13 protein-coding genes and 1 pseudogene are annotated in these 13,405 nt (G+C 60.0%); 13 read left to right on the top strand and 1 reads right to left on the bottom strand.

Annotated elements, in window-relative coordinates; all coding sequences use genetic code 11:
* Positions 1-88: 88 nt before the first annotated feature.
* Positions 89-1,303, top strand: a complete 1,215-nt coding sequence (locus KW846_RS08510; RefSeq protein ID WP_218481946.1) for an aldose 1-epimerase family protein — start codon at positions 89-91, stop codon at positions 1,301-1,303.
* A 27-nt stretch (positions 1,304-1,330) separates the two neighbouring features.
* Here KW846_RS08510 and KW846_RS08515 read toward each other — a convergent pair.
* Positions 1,331-1,429 (bottom strand): annotated as a pseudogene (locus KW846_RS08515) (hypothetical protein); the annotation flags it as partial.
* A gap of 414 nt (positions 1,430-1,843) precedes the next feature.
* On the opposite strand from KW846_RS08515, the gene KW846_RS08520 reads away from it, so the two are divergent.
* From KW846_RS08520 to KW846_RS08575, 12 genes are all read left to right on the top strand, one after another.
* Positions 1,844-2,695, top strand: coding sequence for a sugar phosphate isomerase/epimerase (locus KW846_RS08520; protein ID WP_116582688.1), 852 nt, complete (start codon positions 1,844-1,846; stop codon positions 2,693-2,695).
* 14 nt (positions 2,696-2,709) lie between these two features.
* Positions 2,710-3,780, top strand: coding sequence for an isopenicillin N synthase family oxygenase (locus KW846_RS08525; RefSeq protein WP_218481947.1), 1,071 nt, complete (start codon positions 2,710-2,712; stop codon positions 3,778-3,780).
* A 45-nt stretch (positions 3,781-3,825) separates the two neighbouring features.
* A complete protein-coding gene (locus KW846_RS08530; RefSeq protein ID WP_116582686.1) occupies positions 3,826-4,620 on the top strand; it encodes an ABC transporter substrate-binding protein in 795 nt (264 codons plus the stop codon).
* Between the two features lie 64 nt (positions 4,621-4,684).
* Positions 4,685-6,232 carry an amino acid ABC transporter permease/ATP-binding protein gene (locus KW846_RS08535; protein WP_218481948.1) on the top strand — a complete coding sequence of 516 codons (1,548 nt, stop codon included), beginning with the start codon at positions 4,685-4,687 and terminating at the stop codon, positions 6,230-6,232.
* On the top strand, positions 6,229-7,017 hold the full coding sequence (locus KW846_RS08540) for an SDR family oxidoreductase (protein ID WP_218481949.1): 789 nt from the start codon (positions 6,229-6,231) through the stop codon (positions 7,015-7,017). Before KW846_RS08535 ends, KW846_RS08540 begins: the two co-directional genes overlap by 4 nt.
* Before the next feature lie 411 nt (positions 7,018-7,428).
* Positions 7,429-8,205: an ABC transporter substrate-binding protein gene (locus KW846_RS08545; protein WP_218481950.1), complete on the top strand. Its 777-nt coding sequence runs from the start codon at positions 7,429-7,431 to the stop codon at positions 8,203-8,205.
* A 104-nt stretch (positions 8,206-8,309) separates the two neighbouring features.
* On the top strand, positions 8,310-8,999 hold the full coding sequence (locus KW846_RS08550) for an ABC transporter permease (protein ID WP_007978261.1): 690 nt from the start codon (positions 8,310-8,312) through the stop codon (positions 8,997-8,999).
* 12 nt (positions 9,000-9,011) lie between these two features.
* The gene (locus KW846_RS08555; RefSeq protein WP_218481951.1) at positions 9,012-9,710 is read left to right on the top strand and encodes an ABC transporter permease; all 699 of its coding nucleotides are present in this window, start codon (positions 9,012-9,014) and stop codon (positions 9,708-9,710) included.
* A gap of 9 nt (positions 9,711-9,719) precedes the next feature.
* Positions 9,720-10,832, top strand: a complete 1,113-nt coding sequence (locus tag KW846_RS08560) for a succinylglutamate desuccinylase/aspartoacylase family protein (RefSeq protein ID WP_218481952.1) — start codon at positions 9,720-9,722, stop codon at positions 10,830-10,832.
* 18 nt (positions 10,833-10,850) lie between these two features.
* Entirely contained in the window at positions 10,851-11,615 is a 765-nt protein-coding gene (locus KW846_RS08565) for an ABC transporter ATP-binding protein (protein WP_218481953.1), read from the top strand.
* A gap of 123 nt (positions 11,616-11,738) precedes the next feature.
* Positions 11,739-12,647, top strand: a complete 909-nt coding sequence (locus KW846_RS08570) for a MurR/RpiR family transcriptional regulator (protein ID WP_218481954.1) — start codon at positions 11,739-11,741, stop codon at positions 12,645-12,647.
* 178 nt (positions 12,648-12,825) lie between these two features.
* Complete coding sequence (locus KW846_RS08575) at positions 12,826-13,254, top strand: hypothetical protein (protein WP_218481955.1); 429 nt, start codon at positions 12,826-12,828, stop codon at positions 13,252-13,254.
* Positions 13,255-13,405: the final 151 nt, after the last annotated feature.

The following is a 13,405-nucleotide window of genomic DNA, read 5'->3' on the forward strand; positions in this document are numbered from 1 at the left end:
ATTTACCAGCGTTGTGTCGATTTTTAAGCTTGCTGAAACGTTTCTTCAAGTCTATAAAAATGGCACAACTCCAAGAAAGGCTGCTGCCATGACCTCGCTCAAACTCTTTGTTGCCCTCAGCGCACTGTCCGCTGCCTCCCACGCCATGGCCTGGGATTACGTTCTGCTCGACACCGACAAAGCCGCCCAGAACTGGCAGATCACCAGCCAGCAACTCGGCATAAAAACCGAAAAACCATTCAGCGTTACCCTGCGCACCCTGCACGGCGGTCGGCAGGAGGGCGTCAGCATCGTCGACATCGATAACGGCACGATGAAACTCTCGGTAGTGCCGACTCGCGGAATGAACGTCTTGCAGGCCTCGGTCGGCAATGTGCGCATGGGCTGGGATTCGCCGGTCAAGGAAGTGGTCAATCCGTCCTTCATCGAACTCAATGGCCGCGGTGGTCTGGGCTGGTTGGAAGGTTTCAATGAGCTGGTCACCCGCTGCGGATACGAATGGGTCGGCCACCCCGGCGTCGACAATGGCGAACTGCTGACCTTGCACGGTCGGGCCGCCAACATTCCTGCGAACAAAGTCACCCTGCACATCGATGAAAAACCACCGTACGCCATCATCCTGCGCGGCGAACTGAAAGAGCAGGCGTTCAAGAAGGTCGAGTTCTCCGTCGCGACCGAACTGGTCACCGAACCTGGCAGCGTAGTGTTCGCCCTCAACGACACCCTGACCAACGACGGCGACTATCCGAAGGAATACCAGGCGCTGTATCACAGTAACTTCAGCACCCCGTTCCTGGAGCAGGGCGCTCGTTTCGCCGCGCCGGTGAAACAGGTTTCGCCGTTCAACGACAAGGCCAAGGGTGATCTGCCCGACTGGCAAACCTACCGCGCACCGACCAAAGACTACGACGAAACGGTTTACAACGTGGTGCCGTATGCCGATGCCAAGGGCGATACGTTGACCGTGTTGCATAACAAGGCCGGCAGCCTGGGCGTTTCGGTCGGCTTCAACACTCAGACACTGCCCGTGTTTTCCCTGTGGAAAAACACCGATACCCAAGGCCAGGGCTATGTCACGGGGCTGGAGCCGGGGACAAGTTTTTCCTACAACCGCCGTTATCAGCGGCCACTGAACCTGGTACCGACAATTGGGCCGAAGGAACACAAGCAGTTCCGCATCAGCTACAGCTTGTTGGCGGATAAGGCGGCTGTGGTTAAGGCCTTGAAGCAGGTGAGCGAGATTCAGGGTGGGCGGGAGACTGAGGTGCGGCAGACGCCGTTGGTTGATCTGACCAAGGGGTGACACCGGCTAGAGCATTGTCGACCGATATTACAGCGCCTCGTCCAAATGTTCGCGCCTGATCCCGTCGGCTTGTTCAGGGTCCGCCAGCGTGCGCGCGACCCTGAGCAGTCGATGCGCTGCTCGCAACGCTCTTGGCTGTGGATTCAACCGGTCGATGCACAGTCAGCAATCGGCTAGCCCACCTCGCGACCCGATGTCGCTTGGCAGTCTTCAAAATGATGTCGTAGTAAAGGCACCCCGCGCCAACACCCAACGCAGACACGTATCCACCCACAAATTCCCTCTTTGCCAGCGGGATAAATAGCCAGCTATTGGTTGACGAAAGTCTGAAGTATTCATTTGAACTTTCGGATTCTTTCGCCACTCGGCCTGTGCCTAACATCGGCTCCACAGCGAACCAGCCTCGGCATCGCTCAGTGGGATCAGGTTACGCAGGGATCCGGTTTCGAAGTCCTCTGCCGCCACCAACCATTGATCGCTCAGCCGCCTGGTGCCGTCGAAGTGCTTTTGCAGCAGGCCCTGGATTTTTGAGGATCACCGATGAAGCTGGAAATTTTCCGTACGCTGTGGGGTTACACCGCCAGCAAGGCTCAGGCGCTCGAGGAGTTGCTGCAAGCGGGCTTTGATGGCATGGAAGCGCGCCTGCCACTGGACGCCCGCGAGCGGGCTGAGTTTGGCGCCTTTCTCCAGGCCAACCGCCTGGGCTATATCAGTACCGTCTTCAGCGCCTACGACGTGCTGCCGGATCAGTCGGCAACGCCTGCCGTCCACCTCAATGACCTCGACCAGAAGCTCGCCTGGGCCGCCGAACTCTCCCCGCGCTTCGTCAACGTGCTGGCGGGCAACGACCGCTGGTCCTTGGCGCAACAGGTGGAGTTTTTTGGCCAGGCGCTGGAGCTGGCGCGCAAGCACGGTCAGGTCTGCAGTTTCGAAACCCATCGCTCGCGTTCGCTGTTCAATCCCTGGGTGACCCTGGAGTTGATCCGGCAACTGCCCGATCTGCTGTTCACCAGTGACATCAGCCATTGGGTCGTGACCTGCGAGCGTCTGTTGAATGATCCGGCCGACGACCTGAGCGCATTCATCGAGCGGGTTCACCATATCCAGGCGCGGGTCGGTTATGACCAGGGACCACAGGTTCCGCACCCGGCGGCGCCCGAATATGCAAAAGAACTGGCCTTCCATCAGCAGCACTGGGAAAGCATCTGGCGTTCGCAGCAGGCCCGCGGTTACCAGGTCAGCACCCTGACGCCGGAGTTCGGCGCCGACGGCTACCTGCATCACTTGCCCTTCACCAATGTCCCGGTCGCCGACCTGTGGTCGTTGAACGTGTGGATGGGCCAGACCGAGCGCGAACACTTCGAGCGTTTCCACCACTCAAGCCATCCTTAGGGAGCCGATGCGTCATGCCTGACAATAAAAACAACAGCGCCAGCACTGACACACTCAAAGCCAACTTCAACAGCATCCCGGTGGTCAACATCGCCGGTCTGTTCAGCTTTGAACTGGAACACCGCCTGGCCGTGGCCGAACAATTGGGGCGCGCCGCCAGCGACGTCGGGTTTCTCTACATCACCGATCACGGTATCGACCCGCAACTGATCGCCAACCTGCGCAAGGCGGCCAAGGACTTTTTCGACCAGCCCCTCGACACCAAGATGCGCCACTACATCGGCACCTCGCAGACCCACAAGGGTTTTGTGCCCGAAGGTGAAGAGGTCTATTCCAAGGGCAAGCCGGACCACAAGGAAGCCTTCGACGTCGGCTTCGAAGTCCCGGCCGATGATCCGCTGGTGCTGGCCAATACCCCCTTGCTGGGGCCCAACGACTGGCCGCAGCTGGCAGGTTTCAAGACAGCGGTGCAGGCCTACTATGAAGCGATCTTCGCCCTGGGCCGGCGCCTGTTTGGCGGCTTCGCCCTGACCCTGGGCCTGGAAGAAAACTACTTCGACAGCCTGGTCACCCGCCCGCCGTCCAAGCTGCGTCTGATCCACTACCCGTACGACGGTGCCGCCCATGACGCACCGGGTCTTGGCGCCCATACTGATTACGAGTGCTTCACCATCCTCCTGGCCGACAAACCCGGCCTCGAGGTGATGAACAATCTCGGACAATGGATCGATGCACCACCGATTGCCGATGCCTTTGTGGTCAACATCGGCGACATGCTGGAGGTGATGACGGCAGGCGCATTCGTTGCCACTGCGCACCGGGTGCGCAGCGTGAAGGAGGAGCGTTATTCCTTCCCGCTGTTTTATGCCTGTGACTACCACACCCAGATCAAACCACTGCCCGGGTTCGCCCAGGCCGGCAACGACTACGAAGAGATCACGATCGGCGAACACATGTATGGCCAGGCGCTGCAGACCTATCAGTATCTGCGCCAGAGGGTGGCCAACGGGGACGTTCAACTGCCAGGCAAGGCACGCAAGCCCGCCAGTTTCGGACATTTGAAAAATCAGGCGCAACCGTCCTGATTGAAGTTTTCAGCTAAACCCCTACCTATGCCGGAGTCAGTAAAAATGAAAAACAATAAAAAGAACCTCTTGTGCCTGGCTGTATTGGCAGCCGGCATGTTCGGTGCCTCGGTGAGCATGGCCGCGTCAGATACGTTCAAGGTCGGCATGGAGATCACCTACCCTCCTTTCGAGTCCTATGACAAGGACAAGAATGTGGTGGGTTCGGACCCCGAGCTGGCAACGGCACTGGCCAAGCACATGAACGCCAAGGTGGAGTTCGTCGACACCAAGTTCCCGAGCCTGATCCTGGGCCTGAACTCCGGCAAGTACGACGCGATCATTTCCGGCATGTACATCACCCCGGAGCGTCAGACCCAGGCCCAGACCATCGCCTATGCCAACACCGGCGCCGCGGTCATGGTGCCCCAGGGCAGCGAGATCAATGCGAAAAAACCTGAAGACCTGTGCGGCCTGAAGCTGGGCCTGGAACAGGGCACGACCTGGGTCAAGGAATTCAGGAAGCTGTCCGACGAATACTGCGTGCCGAACAACAAGGGCGCCATCACCGTCAGCGAGTACCCTTCGGCGCCCGAAGTGACCCAGGCCCTGCTGTCCAAGAACATCCAGGCCCAGGTTGAAATCGCCGGTGCCGCGAAAATGATCGCGGAAAAGACCAATGGCCGGGTCGTGATCACCACCGAGCATCCGATCTATCAGCAAACCCTGGGCATCTTCGTCAAGAAAGGTAACGACGAGACCTACCAGGCCGTGCAAAAAGCCTTCGAGGAAACGAAAAAGAGCGGAGAATACGCAGCAATCCTCAAGAAATACGGCCTGGAAGAACCGACCGCCAACTAAGAACCTGCCCTTGTAGTCTGGTTATCTGCCGCCCCTGCGCGGGGGCGGCAGATCGAGGTGTCCCATGCAATTCGATTGGTCGTATTTCTTCTCCCTGTTCTCCCTGCCGGACTTCTGGAATGCCTGCGTCACGGTCATCCAGCTCAGTGCCCTGGCCTGGTTCATCGGCATGCTGCTGGGTTTTGTCCTGGCCACCGCCAAGCTGTCCCAATCGCCCTTGCTGCGCATTCCCGCAGCGGTCTACATCTGGTTTTTCCGCAGCATCCCCTTGCTGGTGCTGGTGGTGTTCGTCTACAACCTGCCGCAGTTGTTTCCCGGTAGCGGACCGATTCTGTCCAACCCCTTCTACGCAGGCCTGCTGGCCCTGGTGGTCACTGAAGCGGCGTACATGGCGGAGATCCATCGTGGCGGCCTGATTTCCGTGGCCAAAGGCCAGAGGGAAGCCGGACGCGCGCTGGGTGTCGGCGTGCTCGGCATGCAACGCCTGATCGTGATCCCCCAGGCTTTCCGTATTTCGCTGCCCACCCTGATCAATGAATACATCACAGTGGTCAAGCTGACTTCGCTGGTCTCGGTCATCTCCCTGACCGAAATCCTCACAGTCGGCCAACGCCTCTATGCCACCAACTTCCTGGTCATGGAAACCCTGGCGGCGGTGGGCGTCTACTACGTGTTGATCGTCACCGTATTCGGCTATTTCCTGCAGCGTCTGGAGCGTTACCTGGACCTGAACTTCCGCAAGCCGCACACACTCGACGCGGCCACCATCGCCAAGTTCAAGGCCAGCGCCGAAGCCTTGCCCGACATTGCGCGCAAAGCCGCAGGCAACAACACCACGCCGATCCTGCAACTGAACAACATCCAGAAGAGCTATGGCACCCACAAGGTGCTGCTGGGTATCGACCTGAATGTCGACTACGGCCAGGTGGTCTCGATCATCGGGCCATCCGGCTCCGGCAAGACGTCGCTGATCCGCACGGTCAACGGCCTGGAAAGCATCGATACCGGCGATATCAAGTTGTTCGGCGAAACGTTCATCGAAGCCTCGGACAAACCCAACGGCTCGCGCCTGCGCAAAGGCGTGCGGCACATCGGCATGGTGTTCCAGAACTTCAACCTGTTCCCGCACCGCACCATCCTCGACAACATCACCCTGGCACCGCGGTACCACGGCCAGCCGGGCGAGCTGAGCGAGCATCGTGCCTATGCGCTGCTGGACAAGGTCGGCCTGCTGGCCCATGCCCACAAGTACCCGCACCAGCTCTCCGGCGGCCAGCAACAGCGCGTGGCGATCGCCCGGGCCCTGGCCATGGAGCCGCAGATCATGCTGTTCGACGAGCCGACCTCGGCCCTCGATCCGGAACTGGTCAACGACGTGCTCAACGTGATCCGCGACCTGGCCAGGGAAGGCATGACCATGCTGATCGTGACCCACGAAATGGACTTTGCGATGTCGATCTCCGATCGAGTGATCTTCATGGAGAACGGCAATATTCAACTCGATGCCGCCCCTGAAACCATTCGCTGCGAAGCTGAAGGTGAAAGGGTACGGCGCTTCATGGGCATCGGTGCCCGTTCGCCAAACCTGTCTGCAGTGGTGGATCACGCATGAATCTTGGAATTGCAGGACGTTGGGCGCTGGTTTGCGCCGCCAGCAAAGGACTGGGTAAAGCCTGCGCACAGGCACTCGTTACCGAAGGCGTGAACGTGGTGATCACCGCACGGGGCGAAGACACGCTGAATGAAACAGCCCGTCAGCTGAGGGCGATAAATCCTGAAGTGACGGTCATCGCCGTGGCTGGAGACATTTCCACGCCCGAGGGTCGGGCGGCAGCGCTCAAGGGCCATGAGCATTTCGATATCCTGATCAACAACGCCGGTGGCCCTCCTCCCGGGGATTTCCGCGAATGGAATCGCGACGCCTGGCTCAAGGCGCTGGATGCCAACATGTTGACCCCTATCGAGCTGATCAAGGCAACGGTAGACGGCATGGCGGCACGCGGATTTGGCCGGATCATCAACATCACCTCGAGCGCCGTGAAGTCCCCGATTGAAAGCCTGGGCCTGTCCAACGGCGCGCGCAGTGGCCTGACGGGATTCATCGCCGGGCTGGCCCGACAAGAAAACATTGCCAGCCGCAATGTGACGATCAACAACTTGCAACTGGGCTCGTTCGACACCGATCGACTGCGCGACAACCTGGTCGCAGCAGCCCACGAAATGGGGCAAGACAGTGAGGCATTCCTTGACGAATGCCGTCGTGAAATTCCTGCCAAACGCTTCGGCTCACCTGAGGAGTTCGGTGCGCTGTGCGCCTTCGTCTGCAGCAGCCATGCAAGCTACCTGACCGGGCAGAACCTGTTGATTGACGGAGGGGCCGTTCGCTCCAGCCAGTAATAACCGCCGGCACCCTGGGACGGATGGCACAAAGACTTCCGCCATCCGTCCCGCCCTCTCGACACTCCCCGGCAACCCAGTCGTAACACCCTTCGTCCCCCTCCCCCCCAAACAATCTTTTTTTGGGTTCTTTCACCGGTTTGAAGGTCACTTCATTTTGTAGGAGCTGGCCTGCCAGCGATGATCGTTAACGATAACGCGTGTTAACCGGATAAACGCGGCGCACTGGCGTCCATCGCCAGCAAGCTGGCTCCTACAGCCACGACCGAAACTGATATGTTTTTTTTCAGTTATCTTGCATATGGATTTTTATTGTGTCATTTATAGCCTCGCCGATCACAGGACTGATCCACCGCGCCAACCCGGATGGCGGGCACCCGTTCCCCCAACGCCCTCCAGGGAGTCAACAATATGAACAAGACAGAACTTCTAGGTGCTCTGGCGCTATGCGCTTTCAGCTTTCTGGCACATGCCGACGAAGACAGCCTGCGTATCGGTATCGAAGCCGCCTACCCACCCTTCTCCTTCAAGACACCGGAGGGCAACGTCAGCGGGTTCGACTACGACATCGGCAACGCCTTGTGCGAAGAAATGAAGGTCAAGTGCGAGTGGGTCATTCAGGAGTTCGACGGCATGATCCCGTCGCTCAAAGTGCGCAAGATCGATGCCGTGCTGTCGTCGATGTCCATCACCGAAGACCGGATGAAGTCCGTGGACTTCAGCAAAAAGTACTACCACACGCCGGGCAAGTTCGCGATGAAGGCCGGCAATGTGATCAACGACCCTCTGGTCGACCTCAAGGGCAAGAAACTCGGCGTGCAACGCTCCTCGACCTACGATCGCTTTGCCACTGAGCAACTGGAAAAAGCCGGCGTCGTCGTGGTGCGCTACTCCTCGCAGAATGAAGCCTTCCTCGACCTCGCCTCGGGTCGTCTGGACGCCACCCTCGCCGACATCGTCAACACCGATGAGAGTTTCATCAAGACACCGGCGGGCCAGGGTTTCGCATTGACCGGACCCGACATCAACGACCCGAAATATTTTGGCCGGGGCGCCGGGATCGCCGTGCGCAAAGGCGACAGTGCCAACGTTGCGCGCCTGAGTGCCGCGATTGACACCATCCGCGCCAATGGCAAGTACCAGCAAGTGATGGCCAGGTACTTCGCGTTCGATATCTACGGCGAGTAAGCCTGCGCCCTGAAACCTGAAACCTGACCCCGGCGCCGGCCCCTGCAGGCGTCTGCCGGGGCTTGTCCTGCGCGCCTCGCGGCGCTCGCTTGAGGAACTTCATCATGCTCCACGGCTACGGATCGAGCATTCTCGATGGCGCCTGGCTGACCATCAACCTGGCCTTGACCTCCATGTCCCTGGCGATTGCCCTGGGCCTGATCGGTGCGGCCTTTCGCCTGTCGCCGCTCAAATGGCTGGCCCTGCTCGGGGAAAGCTACACCACCCTGATTCGCGGCATTCCAGACCTGGTGCTGATCCTGCTGATCTTCTACGGCGGCCAGGACCTGGTGAACCGCCTCGCCCTGGCGCTCGGTTACACCCGCTATATCGACATCAACCCCTATATCGCCGGCGTCTGCACCATGGGCTTCATTTTTGGCGCCTACCTCTCGGAAACCTTTCGCGGCGCCTTCATGGCGATCCCCAAAGGCCAGGCCGAGGCCGGTGTGGCCTATGGCATGGGCGGTGCGCAGGTGTTCTGGCGAATCCTGGTACCGCAGATGATTCGTTTCGCCATTCCCGGGTTCACCAACAACTGGTTGGTACTGACCAAATCCACCGCGCTGATCTCGGTGATCGGCTTGCAGGACATGATGTTCAAAGCCAAGAACGCAGCGGATGCCACACACGAGCCCTTCACGTTTTTCCTCGCGGTGGCGGCGCTGTACCTGATGCTCACCAGCCTGTCCTTGCTGGTGCTGCGCTATCTGGAAAAACACTATTCGGTCGGCATCAAAGCCGCCGAATTGTGAGGGGAGCCACCCATGATTCTCGACTACAACCTGATCTGGGAAAACCTGCCGCTGTACTTCAACGGCGCCTTGTTGACCCTCAAAGTCCTGCTGATTTCCCTGGCCCTGGGTCTGGTGTTGGCGATTCCGCTGGCGCTGATGCGGGTGTCGCGATCGCCGCTGATCAACTTCCCGGCCTGGCTCTATACCTACGTGATTCGCGGCACGCCGATGCTGGTGCAATTGTTCCTGATCTATTACGGCCTGGCGCAGTTCGAAGCGGTGCGCCAAAGCGTGCTCTGGCCTTACCTCTCCAGCGCCACCTTTTGCGCCTGCCTGGCCTTCGCGATCAACACCAGCGCCTATAGCGCAGAGCTGCTGGCCGGCAGCCTGAAATCCACCCACCATGGCGAGATCGAAGCCGCCAGGGCCATGGGCATGTCCCGCCTGACCCTGTACCGGCGCATTCTCATACCGTCGGCCTTGCGCCGGGCATTGCCGCAGTACAGCAACGAAGTGCTGATGATGCTGCAAACCACCAGCCTGGCCTCCATCGTCACCCTCGTCGACATCACCGGGGCCGCGCGGACTGTCAGCTCACGGTTCTATCTGCCGTTCGAGGCGTTTATCACCGCCGGCCTCATCTACCTCGCCCTGACCTTCATTCTGGTGCGTCTGTTCAAGCTGGCCGAGCGCCGCTGGCTGGCGTACCAGGCACCGCGCAAGCACTAAGGAGCTGACATGGAGCACATTCAATACCTGTTGCCGTGGAGTGCCTCGGGCACCGAACGCACGCTGTCGCTGTTCCGCTTTGGCAGTGGACCACGCAAAGCCTACATCCAGGCGTCGTTGCATGCCGACGAGTTGCCGGGGATGCGCGTCGCCGTCGAACTCAAGCTCCGTCTGCTGGAACTGGAAACCCAAGGCCGCCTGACCGGGGTGATCGAGTTGGTGCCCATGGCCAACCCGATCGGTATCGCCCAGATGTTCCAGGCCACCCATCAGGGGCGCTTCGAGTTCTCCAGCGGCAAGAACTTCAATCGCGACTTCCCGGAGTTGGTCGATGCCGTTGCACCGCTGCTGGAAGGCAAATTGACAGACGATGCCGACGCCAACATCGCCCTGATTCGCCGCGCCATGGCTGATGCCCTCGCTGCCATGCCGGCACCGGCCTCGGAACTCGATGGCCTGCGCCGCCTGCTGCTGCAGCATGCCTGTGACGCCGATGTGGTGCTGGACCTGCACTGCGATTTCGAATCGATCATGTTGCTGTATGCGATGCCGCAACACTGGCCACGCTTGCAGTCCCTGGCCGCACGCCTCGACGCGCAAGTCACGTTGCTGGCCGAAGGTGCCGGCGGCAGCGCCTTCGACGAAGCCTGCGCCATTGCCTGGCTGCGCCTGGCCGAGCGGTTTCCCGAAGCCGATATTCCCCTGGCGTGCGCGGCCACCACCATCGAACTGCGCGGCATGGCAGACACCGGGCGCGAGCAATGCCTCGACAGCGCCCAGGCCATTCTCGGCTATCTCGCCGAACAGGGCCTGATCAGCGGTGACTGGCCAGCGGCACCGCCGAGCCGCTGCCAGGCCATGCCATTCGCCGGCGCCCAGTACGCCTGTGCGCCCCATCCCGGTGTGGTGAGCTTTCTGCAACCGCTGGGCGCGCAGGTCAAGGTCGGCGATCCGCTGTTCGAGGTCATCGACCCGCTGACCGACCGCCATAGCGTGGTGAGCGCCAGCACCGACGGCATTCTCTATGCCCGCGAACGCCTGCGTTTTGCCCAGCCCGGATTGTGGCTGGCCAAAGTGGCAGGCATCACCCCCATTCGCCAGGGTCGCTTGCTCAGCGACTGATTCCAGAGAGTTCAAACCATGTACAAACTTGAAGTTCAGGACCTGCATAAAAGCTACGGCGCACACCAGGTGCTCAAGGGCGTGTCCCTGCAAGCGCAGGCCGGTGACGTGATCAGCATCATCGGCTCCAGCGGCTCCGGCAAAAGTACCTTCCTGCGCTGCATCAACCTGCTGGAGCAACCCAATGCAGGCAACATCGTGCTCAATGGCGAACCGCTCAAGCTGGTGACCAACAAACTTGGCGGGCTGAAAGCGGCCGAACCCAGGCAGTTACAGCGCATGCGTTCGCAGCTGTCGATGGTGTTTCAACACTTCAACCTCTGGTCGCACATGAGCGCTCTGGATAACGTCATGGAAGCCCCGGTGCATGTGCTGGGCCAAGGCAAGAAAGAGGCACGGGAAAAGGCCGAGCACTACCTGGACAAAGTCGGTGTGGCGCACCGCATGCACGCCTGGCCGGCGCACATGTCCGGTGGCGAGCAGCAGCGCGTGGCGATTGCCCGCGCACTGGCAATGGAACCGCAAGTGATGCTGTTCGATGAGCCGACGTCGGCCCTCGACCCCGAACTGGTCGGCGAAGTGCTCAAAGTCATGCAGGACCTGGCACAGGAAGGCCGCACCATGGTGGTGGTGACTCACGAAATGGGCTTTGCCCGCGAGGTTTCCAACCAACTGGTATTCCTGCACAAGGGCGTTGTCGAAGAGCGCGGCGACCCGCGTGAGGTGCTGGTCAACCCGCAGTCCGAACGCCTGCGGCAGTTTCTGGCCGGGAGCCTGAAGTAAGACCGCCACCCGTCCACTGCTCGGCGCTGCCCTGACAAGGCAGGCTTGGGATACACTCCGGCCAACCTTGTCAGGGCATCAGGCACAGCCCTACTCTCACCTTCAGGAAACGTTGAGCCGGATATGCCAACCCCATCGAAAGACACCACCGTCTATGCCGCGCCGGTCATGCGCAAACTGACGGAAATCGTTTCCGAACTGCCACCGTCTCTGCGCAAGGTAGCGGACTTCATCCTGCGTCACCCGCTCAAGGCCGCGACGCTGACCATCGAGGAGATGGCTCACGAAACATTGACCTCACCCGCCGCCGTCAACCGCCTGGCCAAAGCGCTGGACCTCGGTGGCTACAGCGGCATGAAGGCCGAGCTGGTCGCAACCTTGCAGCAGATGGTGTCGCCGGTGGACAAACTGCGCAACGAACTGGCCCATCGCCCGGGCGGCGCGTTTGGCCTGCATGAACAACTGCAGAGCGCCAGCAGCAACCTGGCCACGGCGGTGACCAACAACCACCCCGACACCTTTGAAGCCTTCGTCACTCGCCTGAGCACGGCCCGCAAAATCTACATCCTGGGCTTCGGCAACAGTGTTTACTTCGCCGGCCTCGCCGCGTCGACCCTGATGCCCTTCTGTGCTGACGCCACGGCCATCAGCATGGAGGGTGGCAACGAAAATGCCGCCTACCGCCTGGCCGCGATTACCGATCAGGACGTGTTGCTGGCAATCTCCCTGCCGCGCTACTCCCTCGACACCCTGCAACTGGCACGCTTCGCCAATGAACGCGGCGCATCCGTGCTGGCAATCACCGACTCACCCGCCTCGCCGCTCACCGGCATTGCCGAGCACACGCTGTTTGCCCCTTGCGACCACCCGGTACTGACCAGCTCCAACATCGCCGTGCTGGCCCTGATCGAAGGCCTGGTCGCCGGCGTGATGGCGCGTAATAAGGAAGCGGTCAAACTGGCCACCGAACTGACTGAAAGCGTGATGTCGTACCTGCACATCCCTGCCAGCGGCAAACCCGCGAAGAAGTGATTGCGTTGTGGATTTGCCTTGCAGACCCGTGCCGTCACTGACAGTCATGGGTTGAATCCACAGTCGTTTTCTGCCTCTTGCGACGGGCAGAAAACGGCCAAAAACGGACCCTCCAAGCAAGAATGTTTGCGTCCGCTACGCCATTCCACCAAGCACGATGCTGAAAGCGAGGATAGGAATGACAGTTGGCCGCAGAGATGATCTTGCCTTTTCCATCCTGTTAATCACTCCGGTTCTCCTTTACGCCAGTATATGTGCGAACCCGCTGTATACAGGCAGTGGGTACCTTGTCGCAGTCCCCGCGGCGGTGTGCGTACTGGGCTTGATGTTTCGAAAGCCTGCCCTGTTGCTGACTGGCACGACAGCCGGGGCGGTGGCCACGCTGTTGATCTACATGAACATCATCGCCAGCCTCGACCACCCCGAAGGGTTGTTTGGGCTCGGGCATGTGTTCTCCATGCCCGGCATGTTGGTTGGCGCAGCAGCGTCGGCCTGGCTGTTGAGATACCGCGTGAAAGCAAGTTTGCCGTGGATCGTCGCGGGCATTGACTTTCTGGGAACAGCCTTGAACCCCTGCCGCACAGGCTTGCGAGAATCTGAGCATTAAGTTAATAACAACAATGTCTGTTTGACATCACGGCCCTTTGTAACAGCGATGAGAAAAATAGCCTCCGTTTGAACATGTTTTCGAGCATTCACGGACATAAATGGGCAACCTGCCTGTACCCGGCCAAACTTCCAACAGGTGTGGCAGCCCC

This window comes from Pseudomonas sp. PDM32, assembly GCF_019219225.1.
Taxonomy (GTDB): Bacteria; Pseudomonadota; Gammaproteobacteria; order Pseudomonadales; family Pseudomonadaceae; genus Aquipseudomonas; species Aquipseudomonas laurylsulfatiphila.